Origin of the sequence: Natrinema pallidum (genome assembly GCF_005890195.1) — an archaeon.
In the GTDB taxonomy this organism is placed as follows: Archaea; Halobacteriota; Halobacteria; order Halobacteriales; family Natrialbaceae; genus Natrinema; species Natrinema pallidum.
Map to the genome: position 1 here is coordinate 1917927 of NZ_CP040637.1, position 19083 is coordinate 1937009.

The 19083-nt window shown below is 68.0% G+C and carries 19 protein-coding genes; 16 read left to right on the forward strand and 3 right to left on the reverse strand.

Going from position 1 to position 19083, the window contains the following annotated elements:
- The first annotated feature begins 37 nt into the window (after positions 1-37).
- The gene (gene engB / locus FGF80_RS09515; RefSeq protein ID WP_138653601.1) at positions 38-661 is read left to right on the forward strand and encodes a GTP-binding protein EngB; all 624 of its coding nucleotides are present in this window, start codon (positions 38-40) and stop codon (positions 659-661) included.
- A 396-nt stretch (positions 662-1057) separates the two neighbouring features.
- On the opposite strand, the gene ddh is transcribed toward engB, so the two are convergent.
- Entirely contained in the window at positions 1058-1984 is a 927-nt protein-coding gene (gene ddh, locus FGF80_RS09520) for a D-2-hydroxyacid dehydrogenase (protein ID WP_138653603.1), read from the reverse strand.
- A 33-nt stretch (positions 1985-2017) separates the two neighbouring features.
- On the opposite strand from ddh, the gene FGF80_RS09525 reads away from it, so the two are divergent.
- Positions 2018-2206 carry a hypothetical protein gene (locus FGF80_RS09525; RefSeq protein WP_138653605.1) on the forward strand — a complete coding sequence of 63 codons (189 nt, stop codon included), beginning with the start codon at positions 2018-2020 and terminating at the stop codon, positions 2204-2206.
- 204 nt (positions 2207-2410) lie between these two features.
- The gene (locus FGF80_RS09530; RefSeq protein ID WP_138653607.1) at positions 2411-3160 is read left to right on the forward strand and encodes a S26 family signal peptidase; all 750 of its coding nucleotides are present in this window, start codon (positions 2411-2413) and stop codon (positions 3158-3160) included.
- Positions 3161-3190: 30 nt separating this feature from the next.
- On the opposite strand, the gene FGF80_RS09535 is transcribed toward FGF80_RS09530, so the two are convergent.
- Entirely contained in the window at positions 3191-4588 is a 1398-nt protein-coding gene (locus FGF80_RS09535) for an NUDIX domain-containing protein (RefSeq protein WP_138653609.1), read from the reverse strand.
- On the opposite strand from FGF80_RS09535, the gene FGF80_RS09540 reads away from it, so the two are divergent.
- The 8 genes from FGF80_RS09540 (at position 4587) to FGF80_RS09575 (ending at position 13438) form a co-directional block, all read left to right on the forward strand.
- A complete protein-coding gene (locus tag FGF80_RS09540; RefSeq protein ID WP_138653611.1) occupies positions 4587-5087 on the forward strand; it encodes a metallophosphoesterase family protein in 501 nt (166 codons plus the stop codon). The two genes, FGF80_RS09535 and FGF80_RS09540, sit on opposite strands and share 2 nt — an antisense overlap.
- Positions 5088-5162: 75 nt before the next feature.
- The gene (locus FGF80_RS09545; RefSeq protein WP_138653613.1) at positions 5163-5708 is read left to right on the forward strand and encodes a ribbon-helix-helix protein, CopG family; all 546 of its coding nucleotides are present in this window, start codon (positions 5163-5165) and stop codon (positions 5706-5708) included.
- A gap of 205 nt (positions 5709-5913) precedes the next feature.
- Positions 5914-7119 (forward strand): Nramp family divalent metal transporter, encoded by a 1206-nt coding sequence (locus FGF80_RS09550; RefSeq protein ID WP_138653615.1) that lies wholly within the window; start codon positions 5914-5916, stop codon positions 7117-7119.
- Positions 7120-7164: 45 nt separating this feature from the next.
- On the forward strand, positions 7165-9198 hold the full coding sequence (locus FGF80_RS09555; protein WP_006183688.1) for a hydantoinase/oxoprolinase family protein: 2034 nt from the start codon (positions 7165-7167) through the stop codon (positions 9196-9198).
- Complete coding sequence (locus tag FGF80_RS09560) at positions 9195-10820, forward strand: hydantoinase B/oxoprolinase family protein (RefSeq protein WP_138653617.1); 1626 nt, start codon at positions 9195-9197, stop codon at positions 10818-10820. The genes FGF80_RS09555 and FGF80_RS09560 overlap by 4 nt, the downstream gene beginning before the upstream one ends.
- A complete protein-coding gene (locus tag FGF80_RS09565; protein WP_138653619.1) occupies positions 10813-11553 on the forward strand; it encodes a maleate cis-trans isomerase family protein in 741 nt (246 codons plus the stop codon). Before FGF80_RS09560 ends, FGF80_RS09565 begins: the two co-directional genes overlap by 8 nt.
- A 101-nt stretch (positions 11554-11654) precedes the next feature.
- A complete protein-coding gene (locus tag FGF80_RS09570; protein WP_138653621.1) occupies positions 11655-12425 on the forward strand; it encodes a coenzyme F420-0:L-glutamate ligase in 771 nt (256 codons plus the stop codon).
- Positions 12422-13438 (forward strand): 5,10-methylenetetrahydromethanopterin reductase, encoded by a 1017-nt coding sequence (locus FGF80_RS09575; protein WP_138653623.1) that lies wholly within the window; start codon positions 12422-12424, stop codon positions 13436-13438. Before FGF80_RS09570 ends, FGF80_RS09575 begins: the two co-directional genes overlap by 4 nt.
- Positions 13439-13459: 21 nt before the next feature.
- On the opposite strand, the gene FGF80_RS09580 is transcribed toward FGF80_RS09575, so the two are convergent.
- The gene (locus FGF80_RS09580) at positions 13460-13654 is read right to left on the reverse strand and encodes a hypothetical protein (protein ID WP_138653625.1); all 195 of its coding nucleotides are present in this window, start codon (positions 13652-13654) and stop codon (positions 13460-13462) included.
- 84 nt (positions 13655-13738) lie between these two features.
- Between FGF80_RS09580 and FGF80_RS09585 the strand changes: the two genes are divergently transcribed.
- The 5 genes from FGF80_RS09585 (at position 13739) to FGF80_RS09605 (ending at position 18944) form a co-directional block, all read left to right on the forward strand.
- Positions 13739-14035: a DUF7573 domain-containing protein gene (locus FGF80_RS09585; protein ID WP_138653627.1), complete on the forward strand. Its 297-nt coding sequence runs from the start codon at positions 13739-13741 to the stop codon at positions 14033-14035.
- Positions 14036-14135: 100 nt separating this feature from the next.
- Positions 14136-14330, forward strand: a complete 195-nt coding sequence (locus FGF80_RS09590) for a cold-shock protein (RefSeq protein WP_006183681.1) — start codon at positions 14136-14138, stop codon at positions 14328-14330.
- A gap of 257 nt (positions 14331-14587) precedes the next feature.
- The gene (locus FGF80_RS09595) at positions 14588-15565 is read left to right on the forward strand and encodes an AAA family ATPase (RefSeq protein WP_138653629.1); all 978 of its coding nucleotides are present in this window, start codon (positions 14588-14590) and stop codon (positions 15563-15565) included.
- Positions 15562-16638, forward strand: a complete 1077-nt coding sequence (locus FGF80_RS09600; RefSeq protein WP_138653631.1) for a DUF58 domain-containing protein — start codon at positions 15562-15564, stop codon at positions 16636-16638. The genes FGF80_RS09595 and FGF80_RS09600 overlap by 4 nt, the downstream gene beginning before the upstream one ends.
- Entirely contained in the window at positions 16635-18944 is a 2310-nt protein-coding gene (locus FGF80_RS09605; RefSeq protein WP_138653633.1) for a transglutaminase TgpA family protein, read from the forward strand. Before FGF80_RS09600 ends, FGF80_RS09605 begins: the two co-directional genes overlap by 4 nt.
- The last annotated feature ends 139 nt before the right edge of the window (positions 18945-19083 follow it).

Consider the following 19083-nt stretch of genomic DNA (forward strand, 5'->3'; position numbering starts at 1 on the left):
ACAATGCGTATAAACGTCGGTCGGCCGTACACCGTCTATGATCGAGTTCGATACGCGGCCCAACCGAGACGCCGAAGTGGCGCTCGTCGGCCGCTCGAACGTGGGGAAATCCACGCTCATGCGTGAGTTGACCGGCCACAGCTTCGATACCGGCGGCAAACCCGGCGTCACTCGCTCGCCAAACCACTACGATTGGGCACCGGAAGACTTCGTCATCACCGACCTCCCCGGCTTCGGCTTCATGAGCGGCGTCGACGAGGACCTCCGTGAGGAGATCAAAACCGAGATCGTCCACTACCTCGAGGAGTACGCCGACAACGTCCTCGTCGCCGTCCTCGTCGTCGACGGCAAGAGCGTCATCGACATCATCGACCGCCACTCCGGTCCCGACGAGATTCCCTACGACGTCGAGATGTTTCACTTCCTTCGGGACCTCGACGTGCCGACGGTCGTGGCCGTCAACAAGATGGACAAGGTCGACGACGAGGACGAACGGCTGGACGCCCTCTGTGACCGGCTCGGTCTCTACCCTCCGTGGAAGCAGTGGCAGGACACGATCGCACCCATCAGTGCCAAACGGGGGCAACTCGAGCCCCTGCACGAGGCCGTTCGGAGCCACCTCCACGAGCAGGAGCGCGACGATCTGTTTAAATTTTTCTAACTCTATACCCTCATTGAGGGAGTTTTCGAGCATCAACTAACTCATCGTTACGTCCTGCTCACTTCTCAAACGGACTCAACTAGACAGTGCCTGAACACCATTGATTCCAAGGACGGTAACATCAATCGTCCAGTTCGTTCTCGAGGGTCCTGTCACGAATGGTGGTCTCGAGTGCTTCGAAAATGGAAAAACTGATTCCCCGCGAGCGTGGCCGGGATCGATATAAACGACCCCGGTCCTGCCGGTCGAATCGCCACCGTACCCGTTCGACTTGAGTTCGAGCAAGCCGAGACCGATGCGTTCCCCGGACCGACGCCGTGTGCACGTCGGCGATCGCTTCGGCGTCCGCCGGGGTTGCGGCCCGGATGTGGACCCGACCTCGAGTCGACATCACGGTCAGACGACGCGGTTGTGAAACGCCTCCCCGTGCTCGAGTCGGTCGCCGTTCTCCCGAACGATATCGCCGGTGTCCCGGACGTAGTCCCGCGTGTACGCGGCGCAGTGGGGCGAGATGATTACCTCGTCCATCCCCCACAGCGGCGAGTCCTCGGGGAGGGGTTCCGTCTCGAAAACGTCCAGCGCCGCCCCCGCGAGGGTGTCGGTTTCGAGCGCATCGATCAGCGCCGGTTCGTCGACGACCGAGCCACGGGCGACGTTCACGAAGTAGGCGTCGTCGCGCATGGCGTCGAACGTGTCCGCGTCGAAGAGGTGGCGAGTCGCGTCGGTCAGGGGCACGGTAACGATCACGAACTCGGCGTCGGAAATCGCCTCGCGTAGCCGGTCGGTCGTGTAAATCTCGTCGAATCCGGGGACCGGCTCGTCGGAGCGACGGACGCCCCGCAGGTTGAGGCCGAGGCCGCCGAGGGTCTCCGCGACGCCGCGTCCGAGCGTGCCGGTGCCGACGACGCAGGCCGTCGAGCCGGACAATGTGAAGGCCTCGTCCCAGTCGGGGCGCTCCCACCGGCCCTCCTGCTGGTTCGCGACGTGGTCGTGCAAGCGCCGGGCGAACATGAGGAGATACCCCGCGATCGTCTCGCCGACGGTGGTGTCGTGAATACCCGTGCTGTTCGTGAGGATCACGTCGTTCGCCTCGAACTCGTCGAACGGGAACCGATCGACGCCCGCCTGGATCGAGTGTACCCAGTCCACCTCGAGGAAGGCCTCGCGGTGTTCGAGGGTGACGATCGCGTCGCAGGATGGCATGTCGTCGTCGACGACCGCTATCTCGACCGGCAGGGCGGCGAGATAGTCGGCAAGCTCCGCCGGTGGAAAGACCGGTTCGACTGACTCGTGGATGCCGAGTCGCTCGAGTTCGAGTCCCATGGGCGTCGGTACGCACGAACCGGAAGTGAACGTTTGCCCGTCCGAACCGAACTCGGGGTCCGTGGCTCGGGGCCGACCGAGAACGGCGACTCCGCGTCGGTGATCGCGGCCGCGGCGGTCCCGTCGCATCGAGGGACGGAGCAACGCAGCGGCTGCAGGGCGGCGCGGCTCCGGATGGAAAACGACGGTGGCTCGGTGAAAGCGTTCATCACACGGGGCTAAGCGGGGGTAACTCTCGTCATCGCCACCGTGATACGGTATGTGTGACTCACGCAAAAACCCCACGAACCGGCCGCCGATCTCGTTGTCCACGGACGAACGCGCGGCGGATAGGTACACTTTTTATCCCATTGACACGAATGCGTTCATGTGCATGGGTTCAGCACGTAACCACGAGGCCTGCTCGAACGGCGGGCCGGACGGACGATGACGGACGCCAGCGCCGACGGCTCGTCGGACGGTCCCGATCGTACCGAGGCCTCGGCTCGAGCGGACGCGGACGACGAGAGCGGGTTCGGGCGCGGGATTCTGCACAGCGACGACGAGACCGTCGTCCTCGTCAGGGATGTCGCGACCGTCGTCGCAGTCGTCGCGATCATCTGTCTGAGTCTCTTCGCGGTCAGCGGTGTCTGGCCGCCGTTCGTCGCCGTCGAAAGCGGGAGCATGGAGCCGAACATGCACAAAGGAGACATGATCTTCCTCGTCCAGGAAGACCGATTCGTCGGCGACGACCCGGTCATGGGGACGGGACTCGTGAGCGCCGAACGCGGTCGAACGACCGGTTACGAGAAGTTCGGACACGCCGGCGACGTGATCGTGTATGCGCCGAACGGCGATCCGGCGGCGACGCCGATCATCCATCGCGTCCGCTTCTGGGTCGAGGCGGGCGACAACTGGGTCGCGGATGCCGATCCAGCCTACACGGACGATCGCTCCTGTGCGGAGGTCCGCTCCTGTCCGGCACCCCACGACGGGTTCGTCACGAAGGGCGATGCGAACGCCAACTACGATCAACTCGACGGGAGGCCGAAAACGACCGTCGTCCGGCCGGGCTGGATCGTGGGCAAAGCGGTGGTCAGGGTTCCCCGGCTCGGCACGCTCCGTCTCCTGTTCGAGTCGCTCGTCAACGTCGGCACCGTCGCCGTCGGCTTTCTCGCGACCACAGCACCGGAGTGAGCGGCCGACGGCGACGGCGCGATCCGGACCTCACGGCGACCGCCACGTCTCGAGGTCGCGGATCTCCTCGGCGATGGCCGCGATGTCGTCGGGGTCGAGTGCGCCCCGTTCGGTCACGATTTCGTCGATGCAGTCGGCGGGCGTCACGTCGAAGATCGGGTTCAGCACGTCGATCGGCGCGTCGCCGTCGTACACCGCGGACCGTGCGCCGGACTCGAGGTTCACGTCCTCCCGGGTCGAGACCTTGTCCGTCGCCGCGACGACGGACACCGGAATCCCCTCGCGGTCGGCGGCGATAGCGAGCGCTCGCGTCCCCGCCTTGTTCACGACGGAGCCGTCGGGACGGACGGTGTCCGCGCCGACCACCACTCGGTTGATGGCGTCGCGTGCAAGCACGTGCGCGGCCGCCGCGTCGGTGTGGACCGTTACGGTGCTAGCGGTCGTCTCGGCCAGGCGTTCCGCGACGGTGACTCCCTCGCACGCGGGTCGCGACTCGGCGACGAAGACGCGCGACGGCTCGGCCATCTCGAGCGCCTCGAGCACGGTGCCCGAACGCGAGAGGGTCGCGACGGTGCCGTCGAGGCGGTCACTCGCGGTCGCCGCGGCGTCGGCGTCGGCGGACAGCGCGCGGTCGATGTTCGACAGCGCCGACTCGAGGACGGCCCGCGCACCGGCCGCTCGGTCCCGACCGTCGGCGTCGGCCATCGTCCGGTTGACCCGGTTCCGGAGGACGGCCATCGACGGCCGGACCTCGAGCAGCCGATCCGCGAGGGCGGTGAGTTCGTCCCACTCCACCGCTGGATCGGCTTCGGAGTCGGATCGGTCGTCGACGATCACCCCCGCCCGATCGCGCAACACCTCGAGCGCGCGCACGGAGAGGGACGCCGCCCCGTGGTCATCGTCGGCCGCGATCGAGCGGACGGTCGGGGCGACGCGGTCGTAGGCGGTCCACAGTTCAGGCACCGTCTCGCGGTCGGTCCCGACCGACTCGAGGAGTTCGGTGGGGGTGACCCACTCGGCGGCGTCGTGTTCCTCGCTCAGTTCGATTTCGCGGGTCTCACAGTCGAAGAGGTACGGGTGGACGATCCACTCGCGCTCGAGGGCCGGGTCCACGAATTCGACCGGCCGCCCGGCACGGACCAGCGAGACGCTGGCGGCCTCGAGACCGGTTTCTTCGCGTATCTCGGCGCGAACCTGCTCGTCCGGTCGGCCTTCCGCAAAGCCGGAAACCCCGCCCCACTGGCCTTTGTAGGTGCCAACCGCATCGCTGCGGCGCAACAGCAGTACCTCGCCGCGGGTGCGGAGGAACGCGGTGACGACGTGGCTCGCGCTCGCCTCGTCGTGAGCCGTCGGTGAGTCACTCATACGCGAGGCCACGACCGCTCGCAGGGAATCGCTTTCGGGACTGGCCGCCGTACGCTTGCCCATGCAACGGATCGCGATCATCGCCGATACGCACGTTCCGTCCCGGGAACGCGACCTTCCCGACTGGGTCGTTGAGGAACTCCGAGCGGCCGACCGGACGATCCACGCGGGGGATTTCGACTCGCGGCGAGCCCACGACCGGATCGATGCGCTGGCGAACGGGGCGCTGACCGCCGTCCGCGGCAACACGGATCCCCCGACGATCGACGTTCCACACACCGCAACGCTCGAGGCGGGCGGCGTGACGTTCGTCGTGACCCACGGGACCGGCTCGCCGACGGGATGGCACGAGCGGGTCGCGGAGACCGCTCGCTCCGAAGCGGCCGCCGACGAGCCGGTCGCCGTCGGGGGCCACATCCACGATGTCGTCGACACGACTGTCACGGGAATCCGAGTACTCAACCCCGGGAGCGCGACCGGCGCGGCTCCGGCCGACCGCGCGACGATGTACGTCGCGACCGTCGCTGACGGGACGCTGACTGTCGACCTGCGTACCGAGTAAGCTCCTCAGCGGCGATCGGCCACGTCCCTGCCCGAGTGCGTGAACTATACCCGTCTCGGGAACCCCCGTCAAACCATGACACAGCGCGTAACGGTATCGCTCGACGACGACTCGGCGACGGCGCTCGAGACGCTGGTCGCCGAGACGGGCAACGGACAGAGTACGGTCGTCCGCCACGCACTCACATTCTACGCGGCGAACTTCGAAGCGGCAAACGAGCGGCCGAGCGAGAACCTCGAGCGATACTACCGGATGCTTTCCTCGGGGGAGCACGTCCTGCTCGACATCGACTTCCTGCACGCCTTCCTCGAGTACTGTTATGCCGGCGGCGATCCCGATCCGGAGTTCGTCGAGGCGGCCGACCGCGTCGCCGACTATCACGCTCGGGAGTACGGAGCCCGGTTCGACGAGGTCGGCGACCTCCTCGAGTGGCTCGCCTTCTGTGGGTTCCTCGACGTCCGCGAGGAAGGCGAGGGGGTCTACCACCTCGTCTTCCCATCGGAGGCCGTTCGCTGGTTTATGACCCGGTTCATCGAACGCAGCACCGTCGAGTTACCGGCGGAGATCGAACTCGACGGCGGCGTCTCGAAAGTAATCGTCACCGAACGGCCGGCCGAGTAGCGGGCGCTCGAAGCGACCGTCGCTCGAGGACCGACGAGACGGACTGAACGTGGGCGGCGGAAAGCAGCCGCACCGTGACGTTCATACTGTTTCATACGATTTCACATGGGATATCGTCGCGTTTCGAGCCGTGGAATCAGCCGTATGTTCGTGTCTTAACAACGCTTTTAGTGCCGTCAGGGAGTGTCGTATGTGAGTACACATCATGGGAGTGATTGACCGACTGAAGGCGATCGGACCGGGCGCGCTCGTCGCAGCGGCGTTCATCGGTCCGGGAACGGTAACGACCGCGAGCGTGATCGGTGCCGAGTACGCGTATCTGCTCGTGTGGACCATCGCGTTCTCGATCCTGGCGACTATCGTCCTCCAGGAGATGAGCGCGCGGCTGGGATTGATCACGCAGGAGGGACTGGGTGAGGCGTTTCGCGACGAGTTCGATAATCCGGTTCCGCAGGCGATCACCGTCGCGCTCGTCGTGAGCGCGATCGGTATCGGGACGGCGGCGTTCCAGACGGGCAACATCGTCGGCGGCGCTGCCGGCCTGTCGACGATCACCGGGGTCAGCGAAAACGTCTGGGGACCGGTCATCGGTCTCGTCGCCGCCGGACTGCTGTGGACGGGGAACTACAAACTGATCGAACGGGTCTTCGTCGGCCTCGTCGGCATCATGGGAACGGCGTTCCTGCTCAACGCGCTCATGGTCCGACCCGATCTCGGCTCGCTGGCCGGCGGACTCGTCCCGGCCGTTCCCGACGGGTCGGCGTACCTCATCGCCGGCCTCGTCGGGACGACCGTCGTCGGCTACAACCTGTTCCTCCACGCGAGCACCGTCCAGGAGCGGTGGGACGGCCCCGAGGACCTCGCCGAGTGTCGCGCGGACACGATCGGGATGGTCGTCGTCGGCGGGATCATCACGACGGCGATCGTCGTCACGGCCGCCGCAGTGTTCCCCGCGGGGACCGAGATCGACAACGTCGGCGAAATGGCCGACCAGCTCGAGCCGGTCTTCGGGGGCTACGCCCTCACGTTCTTCGCGATCGGTCTCTTCGCGGCCGGTTTCACGAGCGCCATGAGCGCGCCGCTGGCCGGTGCCTACGCCACCGCCGGCGCACTGGGCTGGGAGCGGGACCTGACCTCGACTCGGTTCCGGGCGATCTGGATGACGATCCTCGGCGTCGGCATCGTCTTCTCGGCGCTCGACTACAATCCCGTACAGGTGATCGTCTTCGCACAGGTGGCCAACGGTCTCCTGTTACCGATCCTGGCGGTCTTCCTCATCTACGCGATGAACAACCGCGACCTGCTCGGCGAGCACACGAACACCACACTCCAGAACGTGCTCGGCGGGATCGTCACGCTTGTCGTGGTCGGTATCGGCCTGCGAACGCTCTACGATGTCCTCCTCGTATAACTTCGAATGACAGGTTCAAACGCACGCGACGTAAACGCAGACGCAATGGCAACCGAATCGACTCGAGACGGCGGCGAGACGCGAATCGGCGTCGACGTCGGCGGCACGTTCACCGACGTGGCGCTCTCGATCGACGACCGACTGGTCACCGCGAAGGTCCCCTCGACCGATCCCCAGCACGTCGGCGTCCTCGAGGGAATCGAGAAGGCCTGCGACGACGCCGGCATTTCGCCGGGCGAGATCGACGGCTTCGCCCACGCGATGACCGTCTCGGTCAACGCCCTCCTCGAGCGCGGCGGCGCGACGACGGCGCTCGTGACGACCGAAGGGTTCCGGGACGTCCTCGAGATCGGCCGACAGGACCGACCCGATCTGTACGATCTCGAGGCCGAGAAACCCGAACCGCTGGTGCCTCGAGACCGACGGTTCGAGGTCGACGAGCGGACGACGACCGAGGGCGTCGAGCGCCCGGTCGACGAGGACGAGGTCCGTGACCTGGCGGCGACGCTGCGCGAGCGCGACGTCGAGGCGGTCGCGGTCTGTCTCCTCCATTCCTACGCCGACCCGGAAAACGAGCGCGTCGTCGCCGAGACGCTGCGCGAGGAGCTCGCGGTTCCCGTCTCCGCCTCCTACGAGGTCCTCGCGGAGTTCCGCGAGTTCGAGCGGACCTCGACGACCGCCGTCGACGCCTACGTCCGCCCGGCGATCGACCGCTACGTCGGCCAGTTGGTTGACGAAGCCGACGACGCCGGGATACCGGCCCCGCGGATCATGCAGGCAAACGGCGGGATCGCCGATCCCGAGACGGTGCGGGACCACGCCGTGACGACGACGCTGTCGGGGCCCGCGGCGGGTGTCGTCGGTGCCGCGGCGACCGTCGACGACGCCGACGTCGAGGGCCTGGTCACCTTCGACATGGGCGGCACCTCGAGCGACGTGAGTCTCGTCCGGGACGGCCGGGCCGAACGGACGACCGACGCGGAGATCGACGGCCTGCCGATCCGGACGCCGATGGTCGACGTGAACACGGTCGGCGCGGGTGGGGGCTCGATCGCGTGGGTCGATTCGGGCGGCGCGCTCCGGGTCGGGCCGGAGTCGTCAGGTGCGGACCCCGGCCCCGCCTGCTACGGTCGCGGCGGAACGCGGCCGACGGTCACCGACGCCAACGTCGTGCTTGGCTACATCGGCCCCGAAACGGCGCTGGGTGGTGAGATGACCCTCGACGTCGAGGCGGCCCGCGAGGCGCTCGAGCGACTGGCCGACGAGGCTGGACTGGACGGCGCGCTCGAAGCGGCCCGCGGAGTCTACCGCGTCGCGAACGCGACGATGACGCGGACGATCCGGTCGGTTACCGTCGAGCGCGGGCACGACCCCCGCGCGTTCGCGCTCGTGGCCTTCGGCGGTGCGGGCCCGATGCACGCCGCGGCGCTGGCCGACTCGCTGTCGGTCGACCGGGTCGTCGTCCCGCGGCCGGGCGGGGTCCTCTCCGCGTTCGGACTGCTCGCGGCCGACGAGAGCTACGACGCCGTTCGGACGGTCGGCGTGGGACTCGAGGGAGCGGCTCCCGCCGACCTCGAAGCCGTCTACGACGACCTCGTGGCCGACGTGCTCGCGGACGCGTCCGATCCGGACGCGGCGCGGGTCGAGCGCGCGGCCGACTGCCGGTACGCGGGCCAGAGCTTCGAGTTGACCGTCGCCGTCGGCGACGAGTTCGACGCGGCGGCGGTCGCCGATCGCTTCCACGACGCCCACGAGCGGACCTACGGCTACGCGATGGACGAATCGATCGAGATCGTCAATCTCCGCGCGACGGCGACCGTCCCCGGATCGGAGCCGGCCATCCGCCACGAGGGGGCCGGCGACGCACGAATCGGGACCCGCGAGGCACACTTCCCCGGCAGCGGCGCGGGGGACGCGGCCGTCTACGACCGGGATCGGCTTCCGGCGGGCGCGTCCGTCACGGGGCCGGCGATCCTCGAGCAAGCCGAGAGCACGACCGTCGTGCCGCCGAGTTGGAAGGGGCGGATTCTGGCGGACGGCACGCTCGTGATGACGCGAACGGAGGGTGACGAACGATGACACCGACCGGAACCGCGGGGACGGCCGACAGCATCGATTCAGTGACCCTGGAAGTACTTCGCAACCAACTCGAGAGCGTCGCCGAGGAGATGGGACAGACCCTGATCCGCGGCGCGTACTCGCCGAACATCAAGGAGCGGCGGGACTGCTCGACGGCGCTGTTCGACGCCGCGGGGCGGATGATCGCACAGGCCGAACACATCCCGGTCCACCTCGGTGCGATGCCCGCGGCTGTCGACGCGGTCCGCGAGCACGATCCGAAGCCGGGCGACGTGTTCCTGCTCAACGACCCCTTCACCGGCGGCACGCACCTCCCGGACGTGACGATGGTCTCGCCGATCGCACCCGGTCGAGGCGGTCCCGAGGACGAACCCGGCGATGGGGAGATCGTCGGATACGCGGTGTCTCGAGCCCACCACGCCGACGTCGGCGGCATGACTCCCGGGAGCATGCCCGCCGGCGCACAGGAGATCTATCAGGAAGGGCTGCGACTCCCACCGACCCGGATCGTCGACGGCGGTGATCTTCGGGAAGACGTCCGCTCGCTCGTCCTCGCCAACGTTCGCAACCCCGACGAGCGGCGGGCCGATCTCCGCGCACAGCAGGCGGCGAACGAACGCGCCGAGGAACGCCTCGCCGATCTGTTCGACGAACACGGTCGCGAGACCGTCCTCTCCGGGTTCGACGCCGTAATCGACTACTCCCGCGAGCGGATCGCCGAGGAGATCGCGACGCTGCCCGACGGGGTCTACGAGGCGACGGACGTCCTCGAGGGTGACGGCGTCACCGACGCGGATATCGAAATCGCGGTGCGGGTGACGGTCGACGGCGAGACGATCGACGTGGACTTCGCCGGCACCGCCGCGCAGGTCGCGGGGAACCTCAACGCGCCGCTTGCGGTCGCGACGAGCGCCGTCTACTTCGTCGTTCGCTGTATCACCGATCCCGAGATTCCGCCGAACCACGGCTGCTACGAGCCGGTACGCGTCCGCGCACCCGAGGGGACGCTGTTGAATCCGAACCCCCCCGCCGCCGTGGTCGGCGGCAACGTCGAGACCAGTCAACGGGTCACCGACGTGGTCTTTACCGCGCTCGCCGGGGCCGCGCCCGACCGCGTGCCGGCACAGGGACAGGGGACGATGAACAATCTGACTATCGGCGCGCGGGACGGCTCCTTTACCTACTACGAGACCATCGGCGGCGGCTTCGGCGCGCGTGCGGACCGCGACGGCATGGACGGCGTCCAGGTCGGGATGACCAACACGCTCAATACGCCCGTCGAATCCCTCGAGACCGAGTACCCGCTGCGGGTCGACCGCTACGCGCTCCGGGACGGCAGCGGCGGCCGCGGCCGCCATCGCGGCGGTCTCGGCCTCGAGCGAACGGTGACCGTCGAGGAACCGGCGACGGTGTCGCTGCTGACCGAGCGCCGCCGCCACGCGCCCAAGGGTGTCGCCGGCGGCGAAAACGGTGCGACCGGCGAGAACCTGCTCGATGGCGAGCCGGCCCCCGCAAAGACCACCGTCGACGTCGACGCCGGGACGACCGTCACGGTGCGGACTCCCGGCGGCGGCGGGCACGGCGATCCGGACGATCGCGGCAACGGTGGGGCCGATGACTGACGCCGATGCCGACCGCGGCGGCCGACTTGGGCTGATCGTCCCCTCGTCGAACACGACGGCCGAACCGGAGTTCCGGGCGTTCCTCCCCGACGGGATCACCGTCCACGGCGCGCGGATGGCCCTCGAGTCGGTCACCGTCGACGAACTCGACGCGATGAGCGACGACGCGGCGCGGGCCGCCGAACTCCTCGGTCACGCCGATGTCGACGCGGTCGCCTACGCCTGTACGACCGGGAGCCTCCTGCATGGCCCCGGGTTCGACATCGAACTCGAGGCCCGACTGCAGGAGGCGGCCGGCGTCCCCGCGGTCGCGACCGCTCGGTCGGTCGTCCGCGCGCTCGAGGCCCTCGAGGCCAAGCGGATCGCGGTCGCGACGCCGTACACCACGGAACTCGACGACCGGGAGCGGGCGTTCCTCGAGGACGCGGGCGTCGACGTCGCGTCGATCGACGGCCGCGGGCTCGCTGCGAATACGGCCATCGGCGCGCTGACCCCCGACGACGCCGCCCGGCAGGTACTCGAGGGGGTCGACGGCGACGACATCGACGCCGTCTTCGTCTCCTGTACGAACTACCGGTCGCTGGCCGTGGTCGACGACCTCGAGTCGCGACTCGGGGTCCCGGTGATCACGAGCAACGGCGCGACGCTGTGGGACGCCTGTGGAGCGGCCGGGCTCGAGGACGCGCTCGACGGGCCAGGGGCGCTGTTCGATCGCGATCGAGAGCCGCTGTAATCGGACGCGGTCGGAGCCCGAACCCGGTCGACCGACCCACCGCCACTGGCCGAAGTCTCCGGTGACGGTGCCCTTTTGACGCCGCTTCCCCACCCACCGGTATGGAACTCAATGGTGTGGCGGACCTGCCCGAAATCCGCCCCGGCGACGACATCGCCGCCCTCGTCGCGGATCGGGCCGCCCTCGAGCCCGGCGACGTACTCACGGTCGCGAGTACGATCGTCTCGAAGGCCGAGGGCCGGACGGCGGATCTCAAGGATTACCCCGTCAGCGGACGGGCACGGGAGATCGCCGACCGACTCGAGTCGGTTGCAGGCGAGGAGAAGGACCCACGGTTCGCGCAGGCGATCATCGAGGAGAGTTCGGAACTGCTGATCGACTGTCCGTTCCTGCTGGCGGAGACGCGGTTCGGGCACATTTGCCCGAACGCGGGGATCGACCGCTCGAACGTGCCCGATCACGACCTCCTGTTGCTGCCAAAGCGGCCGACGGAGAGCGCCGAACGAATTCGGTCGGGGCTCGCCGAGCGCGGGCTCGAAGACGTCGCGGTGGTCGTGACCGACACCTGTGGACGGCCGTTCCGGCACGGACAGACCGGCGTTGCGATCGGGTGGGCGGGCATGCCCGCGAGCCGGGACTGGCGCGGCGAACGCGACCGTGACGGCCACGAACTCGGCGTCACCGTCCAGTCGGTCGTCGACGAACTCGCCGCCGCCGCGAACCTCGTGACCGGCGAGGGCGACGGCGGGACGCCCGCCGTCGTCGTCCGGGACTGGGACTTCGGTACTCACGAGGGCAGCGACGAACTGTTCCGCTCGGTCGACGACGATCTGGTTCGGCAGGCACTGCGAACATGGAGGGTCGACGGATGACGAGCGAGAAGCGGGCGGCGGGAGACGCCACCCTCGGCATCGAACTCACGCCCGAGCATCCGCCCGACCGGGTGGCCGATCTGGCCGCCCTCGCCGAAGACGAAGGGTTCGACGTCGCGTTCGCGAGCAGCCACTACTTCAATCGCGATCCGTTCGTCGTGTTGTCGCGGATGGCCGAGGCCACCGAGGGGATCCAGTTGGGGCCGGGCATCGTCAACCCCTACGAAACCCATCCCGTGAAACTCGCGGCGCAGACGGCGACGATCGACGAACTCAGCGACGGCCGCGGCGTCTTCGGCGTCGGTGCCGGCGACCGCTCGTCCCTCTCGAATCTCGGGATCGAGCGCGACAGCCCGCTTCGGCGCGTCCTCGAGACGTTCGACCTCGCTCGGGACCTCTGGGCCGGCGAGACGGTCACCCACGAGGGAACGTTCACCGCGCGGGACGCGGCGCTGAACCTCGAGCCGGTTTCGGAAATACCGGTCTACGTCGGCGCGCAGGGGCCACACATGCTTCGGATGAGCGCGAAACACGCCGACGGCGTGCTGATAAACGCCGCCCATCCGCGGGACCTCGAGTGGGCCGCGGGCCAGATCGAGCAGGGACTGGCCGAGCGACCCGACGCGGACGGCGCGTTCGAGTCGCTGGCCTTCGCGAGCGTCAGCGTGGCCGGCGACGAGAGCGATGCCCGAGCGGCGGCGCGGCCGCCCGTCGCCTTCATCGTCGGCGGGGCCGCCGAGCCGGTCCTCGAGCGCCACGACATCGACCGGGAGGCGGCGAGTGCGGTAAGCGCGGCGCTCGAGCGAGGGGAACTCCCCGAGGCTTTCGGTCGCGTCACGCCCGAGATGATCGACGCCTTCTGTATCGCCGGGACGACTGAGACCGTCGCGGCACGGTTCGAGGCAGCGCTTGCCCACGTCGATGGGATCGTCGTGGGCTCGCCGCTGGGGCCGGATCTCGAGGGTGCGATATCACGAGCGAGCGAGGCGTTCGCTCGCGCGACCGAAGCCTGAGGGCGAAAACGGATCGAACGGTCAGTTCGAGGTAAAGAGGCTTCCGACGGCACCGAGGGTGAGAACGCCGAAGACACCCATCGAGAAGGCGACGAGGAGCGCGCCGACCAGAATCAAAAGCGGCGCGGCTCCCGCGCCCATCGCGACGTCAGTGAAGATGCGAACCATTTCAGTGACATTGTCCACGACGAGGTTCAACGGTGTGATGGTGTCCATATGCGGGGGTTGTTACCGGTGCTACTTGGCCGTGCCGGTCCCGAATGAGTGGGGATTAAGCCGCCGGCAGTCGTAGCCGGACCCGTGACGGACGACGCGAGGCTCTCGGATTTCGCGACCGCGAACAACGACGAGGAACCGGCGAGGGCGGCTCGGGGGGACGACGGCTCGTCATCCGCGGCCACCGAGACAGCACCCGCGGACGGTGATACCATCGCACCGGCGGACGAAACCGACGACGCGACGGCGTCGCCGGCCATCGAAACCGCACGGTCGACGTACGCGTGGGGGGCGCACACCTGCAGCCGGTGCGGAGAATCGACCGATCGCGTCTGGCGCGGCGATGGTTCGCTGGTCTGCCCGGAGTGTAAGGACTGGTAATCGGATCGACGATCGATGTGGGTCCAACGTGTTTCCGGCGGGATGCTTGCGAGCGCACTCCCGAAGCTTTATATTTTCGTCGCGGCTTTGTTGAGATGCAATGGCGAAAGGTACGGTCGACTTCTTCAACGACACTGGCGGCTATGGATTCATCGAGACTGACGACGCGGACGAGGACGTGTTCTTCCACATGGAGGACATCGGCGGTCCGGACCTAGAGGAGGGTCAGGAAGTCGAGTTCGACATCGAGGAGGCCGAGAAGGGCCCGCGCGCGACGAACCTCGAGCGAGTCTAAGCTGTTCCGAAGGGGGTATCGTTTTCCGATTACTTCGCTGGTAGCGGCGGCACCGTCGTGCCGAACGCGTGTTCTTCGTGAGGACGGCGACTCGAGACGAGAGAGCGATGCGAGCGCCGAGCCGTTCGGTCCGCGCAGTGTGCACGGATACGTCTCGAAGCACCAATGTTTCAGATGACACAAAACATATGTTCGGGAGCCTCTGATGACGTAGTAATGAACGGTTCGCCCGGGTCCCCACCGGCCGTTGCGAGACTATGACTGATGCCAACCCGACACCGGAACGGAGTACCGACTCGCCGGCCGACGGTGCCCTCCGGATTTCGACCGTCGAACGGCTGTGCGAAGAGATCGAGACGAACGTCTCGAACGTGATCGTCGGTCACGACGAGGTGATCGAGCACGTTATCACCGCCGTCCTCGGGCGTGGCCACGTCCTCCTCGACGACGTGCCCGGCGTCGGGAAGACCATGCTGGCCCGCTCGATCGCGACGTCCGTCGACTGTACGTTCAGCCGCGTCCAGTTTACCCCGGACCTCCTCCCGAGCGACGTCACCGGCGTAAACGTCTTCAATCAGAAGACCCGCGAATTCGAGTTCCAGTCCGGCCCCGTCTTCGGCAACATCGTGTTGGGTGACGAGATCAACCGCGCCCCGCCGAAGACACAGGCGGCGCTGCTCGAGGCCATGGAGGAAGAACAGGTCACCACCGACGGCACGACGCGCGACCTCCCGACGCCTTTTATCGTGATCGCGACCCAGAACGCCGTCGAACCGAACCGAACCTACGACCTCCCCTTCGCCGAGGTCGATCGCTTCATGAAGAAACTCCATCTTGGCTACCCCTCCCCCGACGAGGAGGCCGAACTGCTCGGCCGGACGGTCGGCGACCATCCCATCGACTCCCTCGAAGCGGTCACCGACCGCGAGACCCTCGTCGCCGCCCGGGAAACCGTCTCGACGGTACAGGTCGCGGCCCCCGTCCGAACGTACGCGGCCCGGCTCGCAGCCTACACCCGCGAACACGCCCACATCGGCGTCAGCCCCCGCGGAACGATTTCGCTGCTTCGAGCGGCCCAGGCCCGCGCCGTCACGAACGGCCGGGACTACGCGATTCCGGACGACGTTCAGACCGAAGCGCCGGTCGTGCTGAGCCACCGGATCAAGACGGACGGCCGCGACCGCGACGGCACCGCGGTCGTCGAGGACGCACTCGAGCGCGTACCCGTCGAATGAGGCTCACCCGTCGCGGTTGGACCGTCGTCGCCGTCGTGCTCGCGGCCGTCGCGCTGAGCTGGCGATCCGGCCCGCGAGCGCTGAACGCCGTCGTCGTCCCGCTCGTCGTCGCGTTGCTGGCCGGCATGATCACGGTCGGTCGCACCGACCGGCCGCACGTCGTCCGTCGCCCCGTCGAGGAGGGGTTCATCGGCGAGCACCGAACGGTCGCGGTCACGATCGAAACCGACGGAACCGCCGCGGCGACCGTCCACGATGCCGTCGGCGACGGGCTCTCGGCGACCACCGCTTCGCGTACGGAAACGACCCTCGCGGGCGAAGAGACGATCACTTACGACGTACAACTCGAGGCACGGGGCGAACACCGGATCGGGCCGCTCTCGATCGCCGTCAGCGATATCGTCGGCCTCGTCGAGCGACGGTTCGAGTACGAGGAGACGACGCCGGTCGTCGTCTATCCACGCGTCCGGGACCTGGGCGGCGGACCCGCCGTCGATAGACAGACGCTCGCCAGCGTCGCGGATCGGCACGTCGACGAGGAGTTCGACCACCTCCGGGAATACCACCGGGGCGATCCGCTTCGCGACGTCCACTGGAAGACCGCAGCCAAGCGACCCGACGACGAGTTGATCGTCACGGAGTACGCGACTGACGAGGACGCCGGGACCGTCACCGTCGCCGCCGAGTGTCTGACCGACAGCGACGACGAGATGGCGTCGGCCGCAGCCACCGTCGCGACCTTCCTCCTCGAGCAGGGCGCAGCGGTAGCGGTCACGGTCCCGGACGGAACGCGACCGCCGGGTTCGGGGAGCGCACACCACCGTGACATACTACAGCTACTAGCCGTCGCCGATCCCGGCGAACTCGCGGACCGAACCCGGCGGGACGCGGACGTGCTGATCCGAACCGACGGCGACGGGACGACGGTCGTCGTCGACGACCACGAAATTCCGTTCGCCCGGCTCCGTGGCCACGGCCGAGCGGACGGTGGGAGACGAACCGACCGGGACCGAACCACAAACAACGGCCGACGCGATCACGAGATCGGCGGACAGCCGGGGATGACCGCATGAGTACGGACCCGTCCAGTCACACCGGGCAGCGAACGATATCGATTGGAACCGATCGACTCGTCGGGACCGGCGGCATCCGTCTCCTCGCACTCGCCTGTATCCTCGTCCTGACGGGGTCGTACGTCGCCGTGCTGTACGACATCACGCAGGTCGTCGGCGGCAGCCGCTCGCTGTTCGCACTCGTCGGGCTCATGCTGCTCGCGGCGACGGTACTCGCCCGCGTGATCCGCCCTCGAACCGCGGGGGTGCTGGCGCTATCGGCGGCCGGAATCGGATTCGCCTACTATCTCACGTCGGCGGGCGTCGAACTCGGCGTCGTCCTCTCGAGCACCGACGCGCTCCTGTCCGACACCGTCGCGCTGGCGACCGGCCTGCCGCTGCTCCGGATGGTGCAGGCCGGCATCTGGACGCTCGGGTTCGCGCCCGCGCCCGTCTTCCTCTCGTGGTATCTCGCCGTCCGTGGGCGGTACGGACTCGGCGTCGTTCCCGGCGGGGCCGCGCTCGGCTTCCTCGTCCTGACCGGCGATGCGGGGACGATCGTCACGCTGACCGGCATCCTCGGCGCCATCGGTGCCATCGCCTTCGGCGACCTCGAGCGGCGGGGCGGATCGATCGGGCAGGCGGACCTGCTCGCGGTCCTGTTCGCGGTGACCATCGCACTCTCGCTGTCGGTGACGGTCGTCCCCGGCCAGCCGACCGGACCGACCCATCTCGTCCAGGGGGGCCCCGGCACGCTCGAGGCGACGATCGACTCCGCGCCCCAGCGATCGGGGATCTCGGGACAGGTTGACCTCTCGCCGGAGGTACGGTTCACGGTCGAATCCGATCGGGGGACCTACTGGCGAACCGGGGTTTACGATCGGTTTACCGGCGACGAGTGGGTTCGGACCGGCCAGAGCCAGCAGTACGACGGACGGCTCTCGAACCCGCCCGGGACCTACGACACCGTCGAGCAAACCGTTACCGCCGAAACGAGACTCGGGATCATGCCCGTCACACCGCAGCCGCTGTCCGTCGACGGCGACGTGACCCGGGATACGGCCGTCTCCAGACACGGCCAGCCGCGGCCCGAAGCGCCTCTCGAACAGGGGGACAGCTATACCGTCGAGAGCGCGATCATCGACTCGAGTCCGGCCGAACTCCGGGCTGCGGGGACGGACTACCCCGACGAGATCACCGAGCGCTACCTCCAGCTGCCGGAAGACTCCTCGAGCGAGTTCGCCGATCGGACCGACGAAATTACGGCCGGCACCGACAACCCGTACGAGACGGCGACCGAGATCGAGCGCCACCTCCGCACCTCGAAGGACTACTCGCTCAAGGTCTCACAGCCCGCCGGCAACGTCGCCGAGGAGTTCCTGCTGGGGATGGACGAGGGGTACTGCGTCTACTTCGCGACGACGATGACGCAGATGCTTCGCGAGGAGGGGATTCCAGCCCGCTACGTCACCGGCTACACGACCGGCCAGCGGATCGGCGAGGACGAGTACGTCGTCCGCGGACTCGACGCCCACTCCTGGGTCGAGGTCTACGTCCCCGACCACGGCTGGGTCAAGTTCGACCCGACGCCGGGTGGCGGGCGCGCCGACGTACACACTGACCGCCTCCAGGAGGCACGGGCGAACGGCAACGACGCGGCGGACACCGAGGACAGCGAGGACATCCCGATCGACGACGGGAACGGGAGCGATTCGCCCGGCTCCGATCCCGCCGGTCCGGGCGATCCACCGTCCGATCCGGCCCCGCCGAACGAAACGGAGCCGGGCAACGGCTCAACCGACGACCCGGGTTCTAACGGCACGGACAACGGGACCAACCCGACCGACAGCGGCGATCCCGCGGCCAGCGGAACGAGCGATACCGACGAGACGCTTTCCGAACGCCTCGTCACCGTCGTCCGGGAGACGGGTGCGATCGGGCTCGTCTTCCTCGTCGCGCTCGTCGCGGGCGCACACCGCACCGGCGCGGCGACGCACCTCCGTCGGGGGATCGGGCGCTACTGGCACGGGTTCCGTGGAGACCCCGACCGCGACGCCGAACGCGCCTTCGACCGACTCGAGGGACTCCTCGCGCGCCGGTACCGGCCGCGCCGTCCGTCGGAATCGGCCCGCGCGTATGTAACGTCCCTCCCAGAGACCGATGCGGACGACGCGGATGCGCCCGATCCACGGGTCTGGCACGTCCTCGAGTGCTACGAACGGGCAACGTACGGCGACGGCGTGAGCCGAGCCGAGGCAGACGAGGTGATCGCGATCGTCGACGACCTCGCCCGCAACCAGTTGCCGATCGTCGGTCGACTTCGCTGACGGTGGACCCGTTCCGAGCGAAGCGACTCCGGTCAGCGGACGGGCACGTTCGGTCGGTCTCACTGTTACGGCGGTTTATCCCGTCGAGCACTGAAAAAGAACCACGCGAGAGCATGCGAGTCCCGATAGTGTTTAATAT

Bases quoted from the DNA above. Each gene is read 5' to 3' on its own strand.
- FGF80_RS09530 (WP_138653607.1), top strand. From the start codon at position 2,411: ATGACGGACGCCAGCGCCGACGGCTCGTCGGACGGTCCCGATCGTACC.
- FGF80_RS09605 (WP_138653633.1), top strand. From the start codon at position 16,635: ATGAGTACGGACCCGTCCAGTCACACCGGGCAGCGAACGATATCGATT.
- FGF80_RS09570 (WP_138653621.1), top strand. From the start codon at position 11,655: ATGGAACTCAATGGTGTGGCGGACCTGCCCGAAATCCGCCCCGGCGAC.
- FGF80_RS09575 (WP_138653623.1), top strand. From the start codon at position 12,422: ATGACGAGCGAGAAGCGGGCGGCGGGAGACGCCACCCTCGGCATCGAA.
- FGF80_RS09540 (WP_138653611.1), top strand. From the start codon at position 4,587: ATGCAACGGATCGCGATCATCGCCGATACGCACGTTCCGTCCCGGGAA.
- FGF80_RS09600 (WP_138653631.1), top strand. From the start codon at position 15,562: ATGAGGCTCACCCGTCGCGGTTGGACCGTCGTCGCCGTCGTGCTCGCG.
- ddh (WP_138653603.1), bottom strand. From the start codon at position 1,984: ATGGGACTCGAACTCGAGCGACTCGGCATCCACGAGTCAGTCGAACCG.
- FGF80_RS09560 (WP_138653617.1), top strand. From the start codon at position 9,195: ATGACACCGACCGGAACCGCGGGGACGGCCGACAGCATCGATTCAGTG.
- FGF80_RS09565 (WP_138653619.1), top strand. From the start codon at position 10,813: ATGACTGACGCCGATGCCGACCGCGGCGGCCGACTTGGGCTGATCGTC.
- FGF80_RS09555 (WP_006183688.1), top strand. From the start codon at position 7,165: ATGGCAACCGAATCGACTCGAGACGGCGGCGAGACGCGAATCGGCGTC.
- FGF80_RS09595 (WP_138653629.1), top strand. From the start codon at position 14,588: ATGACTGATGCCAACCCGACACCGGAACGGAGTACCGACTCGCCGGCC.
- FGF80_RS09545 (WP_138653613.1), top strand. From the start codon at position 5,163: ATGACACAGCGCGTAACGGTATCGCTCGACGACGACTCGGCGACGGCG.
- FGF80_RS09580 (WP_138653625.1), bottom strand. From the start codon at position 13,654: ATGGACACCATCACACCGTTGAACCTCGTCGTGGACAATGTCACTGAA.
- FGF80_RS09590 (WP_006183681.1), top strand. From the start codon at position 14,136: ATGGCGAAAGGTACGGTCGACTTCTTCAACGACACTGGCGGCTATGGA.
- FGF80_RS09535 (WP_138653609.1), bottom strand. From the start codon at position 4,588: ATGGGCAAGCGTACGGCGGCCAGTCCCGAAAGCGATTCCCTGCGAGCG.
- FGF80_RS09550 (WP_138653615.1), top strand. From the start codon at position 5,914: ATGGGAGTGATTGACCGACTGAAGGCGATCGGACCGGGCGCGCTCGTC.
- engB (WP_138653601.1), top strand. From the start codon at position 38: ATGATCGAGTTCGATACGCGGCCCAACCGAGACGCCGAAGTGGCGCTC.